General features: G+C 44.5%; 18 protein-coding genes. 8 read left to right on the top strand and 10 right to left on the bottom strand.

The annotated features are described in order from the left end of the window. Nucleotides 1–39 precede the first annotated feature (39 nt). From fucK to L4D12_RS08955, 4 genes are read left to right on the top strand one after another with little or no spacing between them, the layout of a single operon-like run. On the top strand, nucleotides 40–1,491 hold the full coding sequence (fucK, locus tag L4D12_RS08970; RefSeq protein WP_428447491.1) for an L-fuculokinase: 1,452 nt from the start codon (nucleotides 40–42) through the stop codon (nucleotides 1,489–1,491). Then, entirely contained in the window at nucleotides 1,485–1,916 is a 432-nt protein-coding gene (fucU, locus tag L4D12_RS08965; RefSeq protein WP_428447490.1) for an L-fucose mutarotase, read from the top strand. Before fucK ends, fucU begins: the two co-directional genes overlap by 7 nt. A gap of 12 nt (nucleotides 1,917–1,928) precedes the next feature. After that, nucleotides 1,929–2,576, top strand: coding sequence for an L-fuculose-phosphate aldolase (fucA, locus tag L4D12_RS08960; RefSeq protein WP_428447489.1), 648 nt, complete (start codon nucleotides 1,929–1,931; stop codon nucleotides 2,574–2,576). Nucleotides 2,577–2,585: 9 nt separating this feature from the next. Then, nucleotides 2,586–3,734: an iron-containing alcohol dehydrogenase gene (locus L4D12_RS08955; protein WP_428447488.1), complete on the top strand. Its 1,149-nt coding sequence runs from the start codon at nucleotides 2,586–2,588 to the stop codon at nucleotides 3,732–3,734. 171 nt (nucleotides 3,735–3,905) lie between these two features. Here L4D12_RS08955 and L4D12_RS08950 read toward each other — a convergent pair whose 3' ends face one another. Further along, entirely contained in the window at nucleotides 3,906–4,838 is a 933-nt protein-coding gene (locus L4D12_RS08950; RefSeq protein ID WP_428447487.1) for a diacylglycerol kinase catalytic domain-containing protein, read from the bottom strand. Between the two features lie 64 nt (nucleotides 4,839–4,902). Beyond that, nucleotides 4,903–5,910, bottom strand: a complete 1,008-nt coding sequence (locus L4D12_RS08945) for an SPFH domain-containing protein (RefSeq protein WP_428447486.1) — start codon at nucleotides 5,908–5,910, stop codon at nucleotides 4,903–4,905. A 256-nt stretch (nucleotides 5,911–6,166) separates the two neighbouring features. Here L4D12_RS08945 and L4D12_RS08940 point away from each other — a divergent pair, with 256 nt between their 5' ends. From L4D12_RS08940 to L4D12_RS08930, 3 genes are all read left to right on the top strand, one after another. Further along, nucleotides 6,167–6,847 (top strand): NUDIX hydrolase, encoded by a 681-nt coding sequence (locus tag L4D12_RS08940; protein ID WP_428447485.1) that lies wholly within the window; start codon nucleotides 6,167–6,169, stop codon nucleotides 6,845–6,847. Nucleotides 6,848–7,225: 378 nt separating this feature from the next. Beyond that, nucleotides 7,226–8,458 carry an NAD(P)/FAD-dependent oxidoreductase gene (locus L4D12_RS08935; protein WP_428447484.1) on the top strand — a complete coding sequence of 411 codons (1,233 nt, stop codon included), beginning with the start codon at nucleotides 7,226–7,228 and terminating at the stop codon, nucleotides 8,456–8,458. 102 nt (nucleotides 8,459–8,560) lie between these two features. Beyond that, on the top strand, nucleotides 8,561–9,823 hold the full coding sequence (locus L4D12_RS08930) for a dicarboxylate/amino acid:cation symporter (protein ID WP_428447483.1): 1,263 nt from the start codon (nucleotides 8,561–8,563) through the stop codon (nucleotides 9,821–9,823). A gap of 48 nt (nucleotides 9,824–9,871) precedes the next feature. On the opposite strand, the gene L4D12_RS08925 is transcribed toward L4D12_RS08930, so the two are convergent. From L4D12_RS08925 to L4D12_RS08890, 8 genes are all read right to left on the bottom strand, one after another. Continuing rightward, the gene (locus L4D12_RS08925; RefSeq protein ID WP_428447482.1) at nucleotides 9,872–12,001 is read right to left on the bottom strand and encodes a peptidase domain-containing ABC transporter; all 2,130 of its coding nucleotides are present in this window, start codon (nucleotides 11,999–12,001) and stop codon (nucleotides 9,872–9,874) included. After that, nucleotides 11,998–13,260, bottom strand: coding sequence for an HlyD family secretion protein (locus L4D12_RS08920; RefSeq protein ID WP_428447481.1), 1,263 nt, complete (start codon nucleotides 13,258–13,260; stop codon nucleotides 11,998–12,000). The genes L4D12_RS08925 and L4D12_RS08920 overlap by 4 nt, the downstream gene beginning before the upstream one ends. 99 nt (nucleotides 13,261–13,359) lie before the next feature. Continuing rightward, nucleotides 13,360–13,515, bottom strand: coding sequence for a hypothetical protein (locus L4D12_RS08915; protein ID WP_428447480.1), 156 nt, complete (start codon nucleotides 13,513–13,515; stop codon nucleotides 13,360–13,362). A 100-nt stretch (nucleotides 13,516–13,615) separates the two neighbouring features. Continuing rightward, nucleotides 13,616–13,765, bottom strand: a complete 150-nt coding sequence (locus L4D12_RS08910) for a hypothetical protein (RefSeq protein ID WP_428447479.1) — start codon at nucleotides 13,763–13,765, stop codon at nucleotides 13,616–13,618. A gap of 108 nt (nucleotides 13,766–13,873) precedes the next feature. Beyond that, the gene (locus L4D12_RS08905) at nucleotides 13,874–15,046 is read right to left on the bottom strand and encodes a glycosyltransferase family 2 protein (protein ID WP_428447478.1); all 1,173 of its coding nucleotides are present in this window, start codon (nucleotides 15,044–15,046) and stop codon (nucleotides 13,874–13,876) included. Nucleotides 15,047–15,068: 22 nt separating this feature from the next. Beyond that, on the bottom strand, nucleotides 15,069–16,451 hold the full coding sequence (locus tag L4D12_RS08900) for a protein adenylyltransferase SelO family protein (RefSeq protein ID WP_428447477.1): 1,383 nt from the start codon (nucleotides 16,449–16,451) through the stop codon (nucleotides 15,069–15,071). A gap of 7 nt (nucleotides 16,452–16,458) precedes the next feature. Beyond that, complete coding sequence (locus tag L4D12_RS08895; RefSeq protein ID WP_428447476.1) at nucleotides 16,459–16,947, bottom strand: toxin-activating lysine-acyltransferase; 489 nt, start codon at nucleotides 16,945–16,947, stop codon at nucleotides 16,459–16,461. Between the two features lie 378 nt (nucleotides 16,948–17,325). Further along, on the bottom strand, nucleotides 17,326–18,822 hold the full coding sequence (locus L4D12_RS08890; RefSeq protein ID WP_428447475.1) for an OprD family outer membrane porin: 1,497 nt from the start codon (nucleotides 18,820–18,822) through the stop codon (nucleotides 17,326–17,328). 292 nt (nucleotides 18,823–19,114) lie between these two features. Between L4D12_RS08890 and L4D12_RS08885 the strand changes: the two genes are divergently transcribed. Continuing rightward, nucleotides 19,115–20,386 carry an autotransporter outer membrane beta-barrel domain-containing protein gene (locus tag L4D12_RS08885; protein WP_428447474.1) on the top strand — a complete coding sequence of 424 codons (1,272 nt, stop codon included), beginning with the start codon at nucleotides 19,115–19,117 and terminating at the stop codon, nucleotides 20,384–20,386. The last annotated feature ends 8 nt before the right edge of the window (nucleotides 20,387–20,394 follow it).

Here is a 20,394-nt window from a genome sequence, read left to right as displayed (position 1 = left end):
CGAGGGGTGGCGAAAGTCACCCCGACAAAGAGAGTTGTTATGAGTATATCTATTATTCTTGATTGCGGTGCAACAAACGTCAGAGCCATTGCCATAGACCATGCAGGCACCATCGTTGCCTCGCACTATATGAAAAACGAAACCGCGACACCAACCAATAACTCGACGTATCACATTTGGTCTTTTGAGGCGATCTGGGAAAAATTAGTAACGTGTTGCCAGCACGTGACGAGCTCAGTCAACAAAGCCGATATTACTTCACTGGCGGTGACGACATTCGGTGTTGATGGCGCGCCATTTGATAGCAATGGCAAGCAGATTTATCCCATTATTTCGTGGAAGTGTCCTCGTACGAATGAGGTGATGGAGCAGACATTAGCAGAGCTCGGTGCCGATGCGGTATTTACCCATAATGGGGTGGGTAAATATAACTTTAATACTGTATTTAAATTGAAATGGTTGAAAGAGAACGAACCCGCTGTTTACGCCAAAATGGATAAGTGGGTGTTTATTTCCTCCATGCTGACCCATAAGTTGACGGGCATGATGACGACCGACCGCACTATGGCTGGTACGTCAATGATGACGACCTTAAATGAGCGCAATTGGTCACAACCTGTATTGGATTATTTAGGCCTTACTGAGCAACAGTTCCCGCCTTTTGTGGATGCGGGTGAGAAAGTCGGTGAGGTGCAGGCTGAGTTGGCTGACTTGTTAGGCCTACCGCGTCATTTATCCGTGATCTCTGCCGGGCATGATACTCAGTTTGCTCTTGTCGGCTCCGGCGCGACAGAAAATCAACCTGTTTTAAGCTCGGGGACATGGGAAATTCTCATGGCACGGGTTAATCAGCCTGAGATCCAACCGCAATGGTTTGATGATGGGTTTACTACCGAGTTGGATGCGAACAATAAATTGTATAACCCCGGTATTCAATGGCTGTCCAGTGCAGTGATGGAGTGGGTTGCCAACACGGTATATACCGATCTAGCGACATCGCCAGTGAAATACGAAACCATGATCAGTGAAGCAGAGCTGGTTCCTGCTGGGTGTGATGGGTTGGTGTGTGATCCGGACTTTGCCAAGAGCGGAGCGTTACAAGGTCTCACGATTAATACCTCGCGTGGTCACATTTATCGAGCGGCGTTAGAAGGCTTGGTCGGGAAGTTAAAGCAGAGCTTATTGCACCTTGAGAAAGCGAGTCAGTTTAAAGCTGAAACCCTGATTGTGGTGGGTGGCGGTTCAAAAAACCGCTTATGGAATCAGTTACGAGCGGATGGTTTAGATCTGCCTATTCAAGTGGTTGAGCAATCGGAGACCACGGTGTTAGGTGCTGCGATGTATGCCTTCATGGGCGTCGGGGTCTATGACTCAATCGAACAGGCACAGCATGAGATGAAGCCTGGGTTCACAACGGTGTATCCACAAACGCATCCTCAACATTCTTATCAAGATCAGCAGCAAGAACATAAGGAGTTGGTCACATGTTAAAAGGAATTCATCCGGCAATTAGCCCTAATTTGCTTAAGATTTTGAGCGAAATGGGCCACGGTGATGAGCTATTAATTGCTGATGCCCATTTCCCCGCTCATACCTTCAGCGGCAATGTGGCACGGGCAGACGGTGTCGGTGCTGACGTATTGTTAGCCGGGATCACGCCGTTGCTGGAGCTTGACCAATATGTCGCACAACCCATTGCAATGATGCAGGCGGTTGAGGGCGATGAGCTCGACCCACAAGTTGAACAAAAATATCTCAATGCTATGCAGGGACAAGGTGTTGCCAGCAGTGCCATTGAACGTGTCGAACGTTTTGCATTCTATGAACGGGCAAAAGCATGCTATGCGGTTGTGCTGTCCGGTGAAACAGCAAAGTACGGCAACATCATCATTAAGAAAGGCGTCACAACCTGTTAATAGGACATTATTATGAAACGATTAGAATTGGCTCAACAGATTATCGACACTTGCCTAGAAATGACTAAATTGGGTCTGAACCAAGGTACCGCAGGTAACGTCAGTGTGAAATATAACAACGGGATGCTGATCACTCCGACCGGCATTGCTTATGACAAACTCACGCCAGATCACATTGTGTTCGTTGATAATGACGGCAACTTTGAAGAAGGTAAACTGCCATCAAGTGAGTGGATGTTCCACTTAACTTGCTACAAAACCCGTGATGATGTTGAAGCTGTCGTACATAACCACGCTATTAACTGTGCCGCCGTGTCTATTTTGAATAAGCCTATCCCTGCTATTCATTATATGGTGGCGGCATCGGGTGCGAAAGTGATCCCATGCGTGCCTTATGCGACCTTTGGTAGTACTGACTTGGCTCGATTTGTCGAAGAAGGTATTAAGTACAGTAAGGCAATTTTACTGCAGCATCACGGCTTGATCGCAGCAGAATCGAATCTAGATAAAGCATTATGGTTAGCACATGAAGTGGAAGTGTTGTCAGAACTATATCTGAAGACATTGGCGATTCAAGCCGATGTGCCGGTGTTATCCGATGAAGAGATGGATATCGTACTTGGTAAGTTCAAGTCTTATGGCTTACGTGTAGAAAAGTAGGGAATAATTATGGCATTTTCACTGAAGTTACCAAAGCTAAGTATTGCCGGGGAAGGTGCAGTACAAGAAGCGATCGGGCATTTAAGCGGTAAGAACTTAACTCGCGCCTTTATTGTTACGGATAAGCAGCTAGTCGATTACGGGGTGCTGGACACACTGTTTAAAGCGTTGGATGATTGTGCGTTTGAATATGATGTGTTTGAAGAGGTGACACCGAACCCAACGGCGACACTCGTGCATAATGGTGCGCGACAGTACCAAGATCACGGCTGTGATTGTTTTATTGCCGTAGGTGGTGGAAGTGCAATTGACTGCGCCAAAGCGGTGCGTGTCATTACCTCTTGCGGTGGTGATATTAGCGAGTATGAAGGTATTGGTAAGGTGCCGGAAGACGGGGATTTTTTCATCGCGATTAATACCACGGCGGGCACGTCGGCAGAAATGACGTCTAACTCGGTGATCACCGACGAAGCGCGACAAGTGAAAATGGTGATCATTGATGATCACCAGATCCCCGATATTGCAGTGAATGATCCAACCTTGATGCTGGGTCTGCCAGCCAATGTCACGGCAGCAACGGGGATGGATGCGTTAACTCATGCCATTGAGGCGTATGTCTCAGTGGGTAGTCACACCTTAACTAAGCCAACGGCACTGGAAGCGATTCGCCTGATCACTGAGTGGCTCCCTGTTGCGGTGGATGATGGCCTGAACCTTGAAGCGCGTGAACAACTAGCATGTGCTCAGTTCCTTGCGGGCATGGCGTTCAACAGTGCCGGATTGGGCTTGGTGCACGCGATGGCTCACCAGCCAGGTGCGACTCATAACTTACCTCATGGCGTGTGTAACGCGATTTTGCTTCCTCATGTGTGTCGTTTTAATGCGCAGGAAAATCCACAGCCATTTGCTGATATTGCTAAAGCGATGGGTAGTGATGTGAGCCAACTTGATGCTGACAATGCGGCTGATGAATGCATTAAGCGTATCTTTGCTTTGTCTGAGCGTGTTGGTATTCCGGTGAGCTTTGCGGCGATGGGGGTTGATAATATTGATATTCAACAGTGGGTCGGTAAAGCGCTCAATGACCCTTGTCTCGGTGGTAACCCTCGCGTACCTAGCGATGAACAAATCCATGCCATTTACCAGCAAGTGGTATAACGGAAAATAGCGATAGCCCGCCAATATAGTGATAGTGTTTGGGCGGGAGTGACATCAATATATTGAGCCTTGTTGCGGTAAAGTCAATTTATCGTAATGGGGCTTTTTTATTCAGTTCTTTTGTTCTAGTTTCCGCCATATTCCATGTCTTCACGTTATGTAATTCGCTTTTTAGCCCACCACTAAGCTCCCTGCTTTGTCGCTAATCGTAATGGTGGCTACGGTGCCGGCATTGAAGCTGATGGCATCGTGCTCGATGCCATCGGAGAAAATGACCCCGCTTTCGGCCATGCGAGAGGTCAGCTGCAATGGGGTTTGTGGCGTGATCTCACCGAAGATTTGGCTGCACTGGCTAGTGGCAGAAGGAAACGGCTCCCGCACGGCAAAGGTGAGCGAGCGGCTGTCCCACGCTTTGGCCTGATAGGCAACCTCGGTCCGGTGGCTGATGGCGTTGGCACCGATCACGATGCTTTTCATCCAGCCGGTCGACCCCAATCCTGTCGAGACGATGATTCCGCTGGAACATTGCTCTTCCTGAATCTGTTGTTGACGTAGTTGGTAGCGGGCTGAAGTGTGGCTTTGCGGGCCGATAAATAAGTCATTCACCGCCAGCAGGCGATCGCCGAGGTTGGTGGTGGCCTCGGCGAGGGTAACCGATTGGTATTTTACCGGGCTGTTCGAGGCATGGCTGTCCAAGGTATGGAGTAGCATGGTACTTAATTCGGCAAGCTGAAAAGGAAGTAAAATGCCATCAAAAAGATCGGGCATCGGGTTGACAGCAATAACTGGCTGACCGTCGAGATATTTCAGTGAATTGGCAACCAGGCCATCTTGTCCCAGCACAACGATGATGTCGGTAGGGTGGAAGAGATAGGTGGGCAGCAGATCCCTTTCGAGCTGCTGAACTTTGCCAATTGAGGTAAGTGTTTTAGCTGCCTGCTCGGTGGCCTGTTGGTAGCGACGGTGTTCGTCAGCATAGACATCGAAGGATTCGCCGAGGTGTTCGAGATAAAACTTGGCTTGCCCGAGGGTGCAGTATTTTTCTTGCAGCGCCATTAACCGTGTTTTGCGGGTGACGAGTACAATTTTTCTGTCCGTGAACATACACTGCTCCTTGATTGAATGAGGCTTTTGATGGTTGATGCTACTTGGCTTATGGTTTGCCGTGCTAGTGCTTGGCCAGCATCTGAAGCAGTTCTGGTGAGAAGTTCAGGCTGCCCACTTTATTGTCGCCCCGGGTTAGATTTTCAATCGCCTGCGCGATGAGCTGTTCAGGGGCAAGGCCGCTTTGGCTCATGATCTTCAGCCGTTCGCTATCAATCACTTCATAGGCTTTTAGGGTGCGTTCTATGCTGTAGGCTTTGGCATCGGCGCGGGCATTGTTGTTACTGTTTTCCAAGTCCACCAGCTGTGCACGTTCCTGTTCATTTTGTGTTTGCGCTGTGATTTTTTCTTGTTCAATCGAGAATTGCTGCCGCTGCTGTTCACGTTTGGCTTCCAGCTTTTGTCTCTCAAGCATTTGTTGCTTAGCGTTGACGGCTTGCTCGGTATCGAGTTCTCGTTCTTTGACCTGCTGCTCTTGCTGGATGCTGGCCAGTCGGCGCGAGTAGATAGCATTGTCGGCTTGCTTGAGCATCTCCTCGCGCGCTTCGGCTTCCAGAGCCTTGGTCGCTTCAGGGGAGGGTTGAATGTTGGTCACTGAAAATTCGGTGACTTCAATACCGATGCTGGTTAGTGATACCTGCAGTGGCAGGCTGTCTTGTATTTCACGGCTAAGTAGCTTGGCTGATCTGAGTCCTTCAACCAGTGTTCGTTCTTCCATTTCATTGCGCACTAAGACCTGAACGGCTCGCACTACGCGTTCTTGTACTTTGTCCGGATCATCGCAAAGGTATTGGCCTTTTTTGTCGACGGTAAAATTTAGCATTTTTGCCGCCAAATCCGGATGGGCAATGCGGTAGGTGACTTGGCCTTGGACTGTCAGGTTTTGGTAGTCCTTGGACTTCATGGAAAAGGCAAATGGAATTTCTTGGCTAGTGAGTGGAATGGCCAAGAGTGAGGCACCGAGTTCATGATAGTAGAAATTGATCCCAGTACCTTGCTTCGCGAGCTTGCCATTTTTGTAGAGCATGACATAGGTGGAAGGATCAGCTTTGAAAAATGTAATACCGAACATAGTGAATATCCTTATATATGTCCCTGTGACACTTATATTAATGTGTCATAGGGACATAGTTGTCAAGCTCAAAAAATGAACATGATCTGTTATTGGAATTTATGGTGAAAATATGCGAGGCAGTGCAAAATGTGACAGTCTGTTTTTGCTGGTATCTCATAGATTGATTACTATGTCCTAATGACATATTTGAAGCTGTGAATGGCATTGCTATGGGTAATGAATGAGCGCAGCAGGGAAACATAAGGTAAGTAAGATGCAGGATTTTACGCAGCCGCTATTCTCGGTAGATAGTGTGCTATTTACCGTGGTTGATGGGCGACTGAAAGTCTTGATGGTTAAGCGGGCACAGAGACCGTATGAAGGGTTGTGGGCCTTGCCTGGCGGCTATGTCGATGTGACGCTGGATATTAATACCAAGGCTACGGCAATTCGCAAATTAAAGGACAAAACAGGGATTGAACCTAATTACCTTGAGCAGTTTAAAGTCTATTCTGGCCATGAGCGCGATCCGAGAGGATTCAGTGTAAGTGTGGTCTATTTTGCCCTGATCGGGTATCAAGATGCTCAATCTCAGATCGCCACAGTTGAGCAGGCACAATGGCTGGATGTGGAGGCGTTGGAAACGGTGAGCATTGCGTTTGATCACCGGATGATGATTGCTGATGCACAGCAGCGGCTGGTGCAAAAAGCACTCTATTCGATGCTGCCGGTTTATTGCCTGCCAGTCGATTTTACCGTTGGGCAGTTAAAAGATGTTATCGAAACGATCATCAGTCGTCCGATCCAACGTAAATCACTCATTAGGAGGATCGAATCGACAGATATGCTGGAAGAGCTTGATGAAATGGCGGTAACGGGTAAGCGGCAGGCTAAGTTATATCGTGTTAAGAAAGACGCGGAAGTGCACCATTTTCAGCGAAACCTTGAAGTGTGAAAATAACCAAATAACCAAATAACCAAATAACCAAGAGATCTATACCTTTGTAATTTTTTGTTCTGTGTTCTCAGCTTATTTTTACATGGTTAATATTGATCATGGGTGTTGCGGTTATCTCAGTTAGCGTGATAGCTGCCTTATACAATTTATCTCCTTTCATATTTGTCTTTTCCCACATCTCTCACTGTTTTACTTATTTGATTATTACAGCCTGGTAATAGTAATTTGCTTTTTGAGCTAATTATCATTTCTGTTTGTATCAATATAATGTGCCACATCAAATCCCGCAGCTTGCGGGAAATCAGAATAATGAACGTACTGTAAACAGCCAGCTATACGGCGTTGTCATACGGTGCAAGCAAGGTAGGACATACGATGTCGAAGATTATTGTTGTGGGTGGCGGAGCGGCGGGCTTGGAGTTAGTGACACGCTTAGGGCGTAGTTTAGGTCGTCGAGAAGAACATACCATTACGCTGGTTGAGCCATCCTCTCACCATTATTGGAAACCGCGTTTACATGAAATTGCGGCGGGTACGTTTGATAATGAATTGGATGCAGTGAGCTACTTACAACATTCAGCCTGTAATGGTTATCGCTATGTGCAGGCAGCAATGACTGGGTTAGATCGTGAAACTAAGACTCTTACTCTTAATCACGTTACGAACGGCAGCGAAACGCTGGATTACGATTACTTAGTTATGGCCGTAGGGGCCGTGAGTAATGATTTTAAAACGCCGGGCGTGAGCGATCATTGTCTGTTTCTCGATTCAGCGGCTCAGGCTCAGAGTGCCTGGCAGCAGATCAACCCGTTGCTACGCGCCGAAGGTGAGCACCACTTATCAATTGTTGGTGCCGGGGCGACAGGGGTTGAGCTGGCTGCTGAGCTGGCAAAAGTGAGTGCTCAGTTACAGCGCTACCATCATGGTGCCAAGCTTGCCATTACTCTTATTGAAGCATCGGATCGTGTGCTGCCTGTCAGCCCTGAATGTATGTCAGAAAAGGTACAGCGTAAGCTGGAAAAGCAAGGGGTAACCGTACTGACGAATACCCGTATTCAGCGCGCAGAAGCTGGCCGCTTAGTTACCGCAGATGATGGTGTGATTGCCGCAGAGCTGCAAATTTGGGCTGCAGGTATTAAGTGTGCAGATTGGCTGACCAAGCTTGATGGATTAGAGACCAACCGCATTAACCAACTTAAAGTTGAAGCGACGCTGCAGTCGACTATCGATAGCCGTATTTTTGTGCTGGGTGATAGCGCGGAATGTCCGCAACCGGATGGGTCATTTGTCCCGCCTCGTGCACAAGCAGCCAACCAAGCGGCAGGTCATTTGGCTCGTCAGTTTAAGCGCTTGCTAAAAGGTAAGGCTTTACAACCGTTTATCTTCAATGATGGCGGCATGGTCGTTGCACTGGGTCATGATTACGCCGTCGGTGCCTTGATGCATGATAAACTGGTGTTACGTGGTCGTTTGGTGCGTAATTTGTATGACACGATTTTTCGTTTGCATCAGCGTATTATCTTCGGCTGGGGTCGGGTCAGTGCATTGGTGGTACTCAAGCGAGTTAAATGCTTGTTGAACCCTTACTACAAAGGAAATCAGTCTTAAAAATTAGACGGCCTTCATGGTTAATTCGATCAAAATTTAATTGTTATAACGAGTGGCGCGTTGGTGTCCACTCGTTTGTGTTTTTTTATGGAACCCCCTGTAATGTGGAATAAATTACGACGATCTTTGCCGCTCCAGTTGTTACTAGCGGCTGCGAGTGCTTGGCTACTGGCAACGCTTTATACTGCTTTCTTTCATCCTGTTGCTAATCTCAGTGTCGATCTGCAGCAACAAGGCTGGTATCAAGTACTGCTGCTGGGAAAAACCAGTTATATCGGGTTGCTGAAAATGGTGGTCGGTATCATGGTGCTGCTGTCGTTAATTGAAGGGATCACCAACATTGGCTCAACGGTCCGACTCAAATCCTTGGGTGGCCGTACTATTTTGTTTTATACCGTAACCACTTTGCTCGCGATTAGCTTAGGGTTAGGGACATCCTTGTTATTGCCACCTTGGCAGCCATTAGTGCAAGCGGTTCCAGTTGCAGACAGTGTTACCTTGATCAGCGAAGATGCGGCAAGCGGTGGGGCTATTGTCACCAAAATGTTTAATATGGCCTTGGTGAATCCAGTTGCAGCGATTGCCAATGGTAATCTGCTGGCTATCGTCGTCTTTGCTTTCATGATGGGGATTTCTCTACTCATTGCATTACCAGAAAAACACCCATTACTTGACGTGATCAGCGGCCTGAATAAAGGCATTAATACCATGGTGCACGGGATTGTACGCCTGTCACCATTGGCAATATTTGCCATTGTGTTTGAATTTTCATTAACGGGTGGAAAGGCCTTGTTTGGCCAGCTCGCGATGTTCGCTTTGCTGGTATTTGTGCTCACGCTTATTCATGGGCTGGTGGTATTACCGTCTATCGCGAAAGTGATAACGGGTATTAATCCGTTACCGTTATTTAAAGCAATTTCTGCCCCACTTGCGATGGCTTTTGCGACGTCCTCCAGTGCTGCAACGCTACCGTTATCGATGCAAGCAGCAGAAGAAAAGTTGGGCGTATCACCGTCAACCAGCAGTATGGTACTGCCGCTGGGTTCAGTGATGAATATGGATGGCACGGCATTATTTGAAGGTGTCGCAGCGATCTTTCTGGCGCAGTTGTATGGTATTGACTTAAATACCACGGGCTTGGTGATGATCTTTATTATGGCGATGGTATCGTCAGTCGGTGCACCGGGTATGCCATCAGGGTCGATGTCGGGTATGCAGTTAGTGTTACTGGCAGCAGGGATCCCACTTGAAGCCATTGCTATTTTGCTGATCATCGAACGCCCATTGGACACTTTCCGTACCGCGGTGAATGTCGAAGGGGACTTGATTGCCGCGCTGGTGGTGGATAAGTGGCAAAAGGATTAATGGCGACTAAAACAAAAAGCCCCAAAATGGGGCTTTTTGTTTATATTATCAAGCGACAGCATTGTGCGGTACATCCTGTGAATCTTGACTAATATCTATACATCGGTCTGCAGCAGCGATGGTTTCTGGTCGATGCGCTATTTGAATCACGGGTAAGTTTAATTCTCTGATTGCTTGTATGATTTTTTTCTCACTCGCCATATCAAGGTGGCTCGTTGCTTCATCGAGGATCAGTAGTTTTGGGCGTTTATAAAGCGCTCGTGCAAAGATAATGCGTTGTTTTTGCCCTCCGGATACGGTACTCCCCATTTCACCGACGAGGGTTTGGTATGCCATCGGCATGTTTTCGATCTCATCGTGAATATTGGCAAGTTTAGCGCACTCGATGACTCTTTCCATATTTACCTCATGAGAGAAAAAGCAAATATTGGATAAAATTGAGCCATTAAACAGCTGGTCATCCTGAAATACAGAACCAATATCTGTTCTGAGGTTGGTTAAGTTACAATGTGAGATATCTTGACCAAATATTTTTATCTGTCCGGAATTGGATTGATACAACCCTAGAATTAATTTGGCTAAGGTTGTTTTGCCACATCCTGAACGACCGGTTATTGCAACCACCTCGCCGGATGAAACCGTGAAAGATAAATTTTCAAATAGCATTGGGTTATTATCGGAATAGCGAAAACTTAGATTTTCTGCTTTTACGATGATGGTTTCATTTTCCGTGTTTCGGTGGGCAAAAGAGGGGAGTTCTAGGTTTAGCGATTCTTTGTCTGTGAGTACAATATCAGCCAGACGTTCGGTATATACCGACAGCATCTTAAATTCAAAATAACTGTTGATCAACTGTGTAACACTAGCTGAAAATCGCATCTGAAACGATAAGAAAGCTATCAGCATCCCTGCGGTAAAATTGCCGTTTAAAACCAGTTTGGCTCCTATCCATAATACGCCAGCGGTTGATATTGCTACTAGTCCCTCAATGATTACGCTATAAATCATGACGAGTTTAGATTCGTTAAGTTGGGCGTTCCTTCTGGCAATATTCAGGTTTTTCCAGGTGTTTTCCCGCCAGTCCATCCCCCCGTTGATCCGCACGCTCAAGATTCCGTGCAGTGTTTCAAGAAAGTGACTTTGTTCTTTGGCATTAGTCGACCAGATATCCTCTTCTGCACGTTTGAAGCTGTCGAACCAAATAAATCGCATTAAGGCGTAGAGCAAGGTGCTCGCCAGACATATCATGGTCAGCGTTGGACTATAGACCAGCATAATAGTGAGCGTGCCAGTAACCAGAATGATATCCAGCAGTGCTTGAATGATATTGGTGGTAATTGCATGTTGAATAGTATTGAGCGAATCAAATTTAGCGGAGATATCGCCTAATTCCCTTTTTTCAAACCAATCAACAGGTAAGCGTATTAGATGATGAAAAACATTAGCAGCCCACTGCATGTTGAAGTTAACTGATAAATAGATAGTAAACCATTGGCGAGCTAAACTAATCAGACTCTGTGTGGCGGCAAGCATGATCAAAGCCACTATGATTAAATCTAGCAAATTCTGGTCAAAACTGACTAAAACTTCATCAATGATGACTTGGTTGATCAGTGGGGCCATTAAGGCCAGTACTTCAAGGGCTACCGCAAAAATAAAGATCTTGGTTAGCGCACGCTTAAATCCGTATGTTTTACCGATCAGATCCCTGATACGTACCTTTGCCCGCACATCCGCTTTTTCGAAGTCATGTGTTGGAGCCAATTCGAGCGCAATACCCGTGTAATGTTTGTTGAGATCAGCATTTAAAACTTTTCTTATACCTAACGCGGGATCATGGATCTCACAAAATTTGTCGGTGACTTTACTGAGAACGACAAAATGGTTCATGTCCCAATGTAAGATACAAGGCAAGGTCAACTTTGATAAGTCATCAATACTCGCATGTAATGGCCTTGAAGAAAGATGTAAACTCTGGGCACAGTTGATCACATCGGCAAGGGTGAGTCCGTGTTGTGAAAAATGATAGCGAGAACGTAATGCGGGTAAATCTATTTTGAACCCATGCCAATCAGCAATCATGGCTAAGCAAGCAACACCGCACTCTGCTGATTCTGTTTGTCTGATGAGTCTGATTTTTTTACGCCATGTCCAATCGAGGCTTTCCATTTGGATCATTCGTTAATTCCTTGCATCCGAGAAAGAGGCCCCAATAACCATTCATAGAGCTTTCTTGTCTCAACGTTAATATCAGCGTTGACTCTCATCCCGACTTTTAGTGGTTCTTCTCGTCCATACACGGTAATGGTGGGTTTGTGGAGTGAGACTACAATTTTATACAGTGTTTCTGTATCGGAACGAATTGTTTGATCCTGAGACTTCAACTCAAGAGGAGAAACCGTAGACTGGGAAATACTGCGTACCATTCCTTTCTGAATGCCAAATTTTTCATGTGGATAGGCATCAAAACGCAATCCTACTGATTGCCCGCGGTGAAGAAATCCTATCGAACGACTCGGCGCATAGAGTTCCACCTGTAACTCTGCACCATCAGGAATCATATTTAGGATAACTTCACCTTGGCTGATAGCTTGGCCACTTTCGGCCCTTAACGTGGTAATGGTTCCGTTGACTGGTGCATGGATGGTGGTCTCCGAGGCTGATGTGAGTGCAATTTGCTGTTGTTGCAAGCTGTCTAATTGCCGTTTTAGTTCAAGCGCTCGCATGTTGCCTTGTAGTGTGATGTAGTTAACTTGGTGTAGCGTTGCAATTCGCTCCCTCTCCAGTTGTTGAATACGCAACTTCTGGTTTTCTTCATCAGCCTGTAAGCCGACTAGGCTAGATAAATATTCTTTAAAAGATAAATCAGAAATATACTGATTTTTTAATAGCTTTTTGTAGCTATCCATTGCCTGTTGTTTTAATGCTGTTCTCTCTTTAGCAAAGGTAAGAGATTGCTGACCACTTTTCAGTTCAAGATCCAATCGAACGATTTTGCTCTTGAGTTCATTAATACTGGCATCATTCATGAGCTGTTCGTAATCTCGCTGGCTGCTCAGTGATGATAATTGTTGTGTTAAACTTCGCTGTAAACGCTGATTGATACTTTCCCCGCCACTGTCAAATATCTCGCTGTTAATTTGCAACAGGCGGGTTGATTTGCTGACACGCTGTTCGTCTTTAATATATATTGCTTCAATCACACCACTTTGAGCGGATTGCACGGCGATAACACCTGTTGATGGGATAATGACCCCTTCTAATTGTGTTTTCTTTGTGTAACTACCAAAGATCAGTAATGCTAAAATCGCAAATACCACAACAAGACAACAACCCGTGACAATACGTTGATTCAGGCCTGACAATAATAGGATTTGTCCGGTTTCAGATTGATGCTGTTGATCAATATATTCTTGTCTGAAAATTTGCTGTGACATATATGAGTATCGGGCATTGATTTTCGCTGAAAACAGGGGCAATTGTCGCCCCTGTATTTTGGATGCAGGCTTGTGCCTGTTATTAAGACTCTCTACTGATTAACGGTAGTAGTCTTCTTCGCTTCCTGGGCAACCACCTGTAGGGCGGCCTTCTTCATCGGTACCAACAGTATGAATAGGACGGCCTTCTTCATCGGTATGCCCACATCCAGCACCAGATACCATCTTGATTTGGTCTTCATTTAGTTCAAACATACATATTTCCTTATACATTAGAGGATAACAGCAGAAAAGTGCGCTGCCCACATGTAGATTGGATTCAGGCTTGCGCCTGTTATTAAGACCCCTCTACCGTTTAACGGTAGTAGCCTTCTTCGCCACCACCACAGCCAATTGAGTTACCTTCTTCATCAGTACCATTATGAATAGGACGACCTTCTTCATCGGTATGCCCACAGCCAGCACCAGATACCATCTTGATTTGGTCTTCATTTAGTTCAAACATACATATTTCCTTATACATTAGAGGATACAGCTGAAAAGTGCGCTGCCCACATGTAGACTGAAACAGTCTCATTCTTTTATAATTTACGTATCACTAGATTTGTTGTGGCTAGCGAGTCAGCCATTTTTTATCTCGTCCCGTAATTTCATCGATATAACCCAATATATTGGGAATCCAGGTAATAAAGCGCAGTAGGTGGGTAAAAAGTGGCAGCATCGCCATTTCCATTCGGCTTAGTTTGTGCGAATTACCTGTTTTGCTAATAAAGATAAAAATAAAGACAGTTTCAATGATCAGCGCACTAGCCATTACGCATAAAGGGAGCCATAGACCTAAGAATGCAAACAGTGGCATTGCAATGAAAATAGGTGGAAACAAAAATTCAGTCGCTGAAATAATAAACCATGGCATGGAGATTAACCCCATCATTGGTGAAACCTTCCATGTTTCCCAGAATGCCTCTACACGTCCGCGAGACCAGCGCCGCCGCTGACGAAAAAGTGCATTGTTATTTTCTGGACATTGGGTGGTCGCAATTGCTTGCGAGGTATAGCCCGTTCGGTAGCGATTAGCCAGTGCTTTCCAGCACCACGCTATGTCTTCGACTAACCATTCGCTCCAGCCTCCGATAGCTTTTACAGCACTCGCGCGATGAGCAACAAATGCACCAGCAAGGACGGGGACAATACCAAGTTGATCTTGAGATGTTCTGAGTGCACCGTGCACGCCGATATGTTCATAAAATTGTGATTTACAAAGCAAATTGCTATCACGATTTTTGGGAACAACATAGCCACAGACCGCAGCATACTCGGGATGACTCCAAATCTTATTTGCTAGTAGGAGTATACCGTTCGGATGAATGAAGGTATCACTATCAACAACGATATAAATTTCGCCAGTTGCTATGTGTAAATCGAGTGCAAAATCTAATGCAGCCCCTTTTCTACCGGTATTATCTGGTTTTGTCACTAGAATATAATTGTGGTTTCTTTGTTGTTTGATCCAATTGTCAACATACATTGGTGTATTATTGGTTGAACCATCATTTATAATTATGACTTGAATTTCTGTCGGATATTCTTGCTCATCAATTTTTTCAAGTGCTGTTATTAGTAATTTTTCATCTTCGTTATAAAACGGTACAAATACGGTCACAAGCGGCTGATCGTCACTGATTTTTTCAGGTTTCCATTTTATAATAAAGATAGCCATGAGAACGGCCACACAGAATAGTTCAATAATAAGTGGTGCTGATATTATTATAGATAAAGTTTCCATTATACCAACCTGAAGATGATAATTATGCTAGATAAGTTGAGAATAGTTCGTTTATTTCATTTTTTGAGCCACAATTACCAGTTAATCTTTTGTCAGAGAATATAGTAAATCGTGAATATTTTATGTCTCTGTATTTAAAAATAGGTATGCTGTCAGGATAGCCAACTTGTGATAATGCATTTTTTACATCTGATAAAAATTTATCTCTATTAAAGTCACACTCTGACAGTCTTGATACGTGTGTTTTTCCTTTTCTTAATATTTCTTTTAGTTGTTTTCCAATATCAATAAAATTTTTGGTTGATACAGGAATACCACATTCAATCGCAGTAAATTTGTTTTCTTCTTCTTCTAATGTTGTGAGGAAAGTAGCGATAAGTGTCTGTTGTTGCTTCGCATTAAGACCAGAAAGACTATGTCGATTGAAATGATAGAATAAATTGGTTAGCCAATCTGTTATTCCATAATGGTCATCCCATGTAGCGCCTAAACCTGATGTAAGTAAGACATTTGAAAAGTCACCAATGCCAGAAATGGTACCGAGGTCCAAGAAGCGTCCATCAAGTGCGATATTTGAACTGGTCAATGAGCCATGTGGCATCCCTTTCACTCGACTGGCAGCAACTTGTGATGCAAAGCGAATGACGAATCGCTTAGATAGATCAAAAATAGGGCTGTGGCTACCAGACTCACGCAGTTCGTTTTGTTCTAACATCTTTATTGATTCTTCCACATATTTGTGGGTGATGTCGCGAAGCCGTGCGTATTCTTGTTTTGGCCAAAAATTGAGAGCTGGCTCGTAATGTGCAGGTCGTGTTGCAAGCTCTCTGATCATGATAGAGCAAGGTTGTTCAACCGTATCGCCAAATGTATTAGCACCAACAATTGTCTGTGGTGTTCTGATAACGGCAATGATACGTAAGGCACCATATGGGAGTTCGTTGTGGCAAATTTCACTCCAAAGTGCTTCGCTCAATGCTTCGTTTAGTGGTAATTTTCCCGAGGAATGCCCTTCGTCAACATTGATTGCAACTAATGGATTGACGCCATTACCTTTAATTTGCAACTTACCATTTATCCCACATCGCGCACTTCCACCATTGCCTGCATCTCCGGTATTGCCGTAACGATCAGCCAGAAATATTTTATGGTCATTTAAATCAAGTGCTTCATCAGGAGCATAGCTGCGGCTCACATAGGCAAAGTTATCCAAAATAATTTTTTCTGCACTTTCAAGATCGATGCTGAGGTCATTAAGATAAGCATGATTGAGCCACGCAATTTCAGCATTTTTTACTTTATACGTATCGTATTCTACAAAACTGTATATTGGCAGGCAGTCTTTATAAAGCAATGTATTATCTCGATCCGGTAAAGGGAAAGTGATTAAAATGTTATTTATCATTTGATTTCTACCAATTATATATTAAGTCTGAAGTTCCTGGTTCTCTGTAGTAAATGCTTTTTACGCCTGCTTTTTTTAACTCTCGTTTTAATTTAATAAGTGGTTTTATGAATTTTTTTTCCGGGTGTGGTAGACAAATGTCAAAAATAATAAGATTACCACCTTCGTTCCACTGAGATGGATAGGGGACAAAGTATGGGTTCGTAAGGTAATCATCAAGCGTGTTGTTATTTACCCACGCCCATATTAAATATCCAGAAGGGTATCTATCGAATTCGCTCTTAAGAAGTTTAATTTGTTCTTGTTTTATGGCTGGAATCATCCAGTGATAAAATGAGTCGACACTTATTTTTTTTCGTTTGTTATTGTTAGCATATACATAGCAAAGATCACCAAGGAGTGCCTGTCTTGGTTCGAAATTAATTAGTCTAAATGATGTTTCTAAAATGATTGAATTCCATGCGTGAATAGTAGGTATATCATCATATGTCATCATTACACACCATTATCAATATATTTAAAATGTAACTTATAAATAAGGAAAGGTAATCTATGGATTATTTGTACAGCAAAATATCTCAGATGAATATGTATATATGGTGAATTGTTAGCAAATATCTTGAAATAAAAATGTTTACAGCAAATTTAAACATTTTTTTTGCGGTCAATTTCATGTTTTTTAGATGTTGGTTATAACTTAAAATGTGTAAATTTTTTAAATTATAACTTTTAACGATATGTTGAAACAGAAAAGGGTGAGAGTTTTTGTTCGGTACTTATACAGACTCATGACATTATTTAATTATGTGATCTATGTAGACAAACAAAAAGCCCCCAAATGGGGGCTTGAGTTATCCGAGTGTATTGTTGAGGCTTAAAGCCGGAACATGTAGCTGGCAATCAGCTTAGTGGCTGTTTTATCGGCTTTTTCGCTGATGTCACCTGGCTGTAATTGGCCAAGCGTCTCATCTGGACGGTAGAATGCTTGTTTCAAACTAATGGTAAGCCCACGTAATTTTCCTGTCCGTGGTGCATAGCCGAAGGTGAGCGCGTGCTCTTCTTCACGACCATACTCGATGTTACCGGTGTATTTGCTTTTAACAGGGGCTTTACCCCAGTGGTAGCCATAGGCGAAGCTCATGTCCTGTAAGCCAAGATGACGGAAATCATACTTGGCGCCAACCACCATTGCTTCTTCGCCATCACGACGGAAGCCATGATAGTTACCCCCTGTTGGTAGCTTCAAATAACCTTTGGCGTTACCAAATCCATAGCTGAAGGCACCAGTGCTACCTGCACGAGGAGCATTAATTTTGCTGAAGCCATACAGTAGTTGCCATGCATCATAATTTAGGCGGAATTCATACGACAGTGCCGATGCATATTTGTCATAGGATGCTTGTCCTTTGGCAACATCTTCATCCCATAAATCGCCAGCTTTGTGGTTATAGTAATACTGCGCCTGCATGAAAAGGTTAGTCTGAGGTGTTAGCCCCAATGTGTAATAGGCACTAGTATGGAAGCGGCGTAAATAGTCTTTAGCTTCACCGTAGGCGATCTGATAACCACCCGGTTCATCGAATTTCTTGCGTACTCGGAAAGTATACAGTGAGTCATAAGTCAGTGGATTAGGGTTGTAGTAGTTAGACCCACCGCTCAAATCCCCCATGGAGTCCTCATTACCGCCCATAAAGCCGATAACGTAAGCGCCATCAAAAATGTAACCATTGTAACTTTGCTGTGCCATGATCCCGCGATAGCTGGAGAGCAGCGCATCATCATCAGTCGCAGAGGTGATCATACCGGAATTGAAGAAACCATCACCGATAATGGCTAATCCACTCTGAGATCGATTTGTTCCCCAATTTAGCTGCACATTTGCCATGGGTAATTTGCCATAACCACTGGCCTCATTACACTTGTACTGCCCTTTGCCGGGTTCCCCGCCTGACCAGTAACAGTCTTCACTGATAAAGATCTTTTCGCCGTAATTCCAGTTATGCACATCTCCCGGGTAGGATGCCGCGAGTTTGAACATGTAACTGTAGCCAATATTGGCACTGAATTTTACGGCATTATCAAACATCGGAACTTTGCCCGAGCGTAAGAACAACCCGACAGATTGCCCCCATTCATACTGGCGCTCCATGCCGTCAACATCATTCGTAGGATCACGAAAGTATTTTTCCGTTGTTTTACCGTGATTAAGCAAGACAACAGAGGTCGTACCATTACTCACGAATGTATTTAGTAAATCGCCAGTATCCGCAACGGATGACATTGGGATAAAAGACAGACTTACAAGAGTGGCAAGTAAGCTGGTTTTCATCGGTTTAGCACGTCGTTGATTTATTCCCTTTGCGACAGACATTGGTGTCGGGACCTCCATTGTTGTTAATCAGTTACCCTCAGGTCGGCCATTGGCCGTCTGCTCATGGTAAGAGCAGATTGTTGTTCTATTATATTTATCCTTTCATTTTCTTTCGTGCAGATCATCACGAAACCAAAAGAAAATAAAAATAAGCAAATTAAAACCACGATCACTTAAATGAAGATTTTCGTAAGTATAATGAAGGCTTTCATAAGTTTGGATGCTTCGTAACAAGGAAGCGAAGAAATGATCATTTCTGTATTCGTAAACTGTCATCTGAGAGGGATAAGTAATGGCTGTAGATCGCGATAGAAGGATGCAACAACGTGTTGCTGGACTTGCATTCACCGGAATCGGACTGATGTGCAGCTACAGTGTGGCTAATGCGGCAACACTCACATCAAGTATTGCTGAGCTAGCTGCTGCAGGAGGCGCTGATTCCACGGAAGTCTATGTACTTAAGTTGCTAGAAGATCAGGCAATGGCTAATGGTGATCAAGAATTGCTGGATCTTTTTGCATCGGTAACGTCAAGCGAAGCGGCAGCAAGGCTTGCGGGGGAAATAACACCGGACAGAAGTGGAGCCAGTGTTTATAACGTAATAACCGCACAGAACGTTTTCACCAATACGGTACGTAAGCGTGCATCAGATTTTATTCTTGGTGATTCAGCCAGAACATCTCTCTGGGTCAGTTACTTAGGTACAGATTCGACATCGTATGTTAACAGTGATGGATCCAACCGCTTTGACGGCTATGATGCTGACTCCGCGGGTTTTGCTGTTGGTTATGACAGGGTTCTGTCGGAATCATCAATGCTGGGTGTCGCTTTTAGTCAACAATCGTTGAACAGTGACAGCCGTTTATACAATTACCATCTTGATATTGAATCCTATCAAGCGTCGCTATATGGCACCTACGAATGGCGAGATATTTATTTCTCAGCACAAGGTGTGGTGGGCTGGAACAGTAATACCTCCAAGCGTGTGATTGGCAGCATGGTAGAGATGGCCGATAAAAATGAGGCTACAGCTCGGTTTAATAGTCAGAATGCTGGGTTATTACTGGATGCACAGTTTCCTGTGTACTTAGGCAGCTTTACTTTCTTACCTTCTATCTTTGCGGATTACACCTTGGTGAAGGTCGAAGGCTACAGTGAAAATTATGTCCGTGAATATGATAAGAGCGGCAAAGAAACGCTAGCGGCGGGATCGCCTGCTTCATTGGCTTATGACCGGCAAGAGCATGAGACATTAGATCTCGGGATTGGTCTTGAGTTAGCGCATCGGTTCACCACCAATGTTGGGGTGTTTTCCACTCAGTTAAAACTGAAAGCCCAGCAAGATGTACTCGATAATGCATTGATGACGACGGCTAGCCTTGCCAGTGGCGGTAGCAGTTTTACCCTTCAGGCCAGCGAAGCGGATGATTTCTACTACCAATCCCATCTTGATTTTGCATGGGAAACCAATACCAGCTTTTCTTGGCATCTAGGTGCCCAGTACCTGTGGAGTGATTCACAGGAAACGACCACATTTTATGGTCGTGGTACTTACTCATTTTAATCAACGGT

Source organism: Photobacterium nomapromontoriensis, from assembly GCF_050336815.1.
Classification (GTDB): Bacteria; Pseudomonadota; Gammaproteobacteria; order Enterobacterales; family Vibrionaceae; genus Photobacterium; species Photobacterium nomapromontoriensis.
Note: the sequence above shows the minus strand (reverse complement) of the source record. Positions and strands in the feature narration are given on the sequence as shown.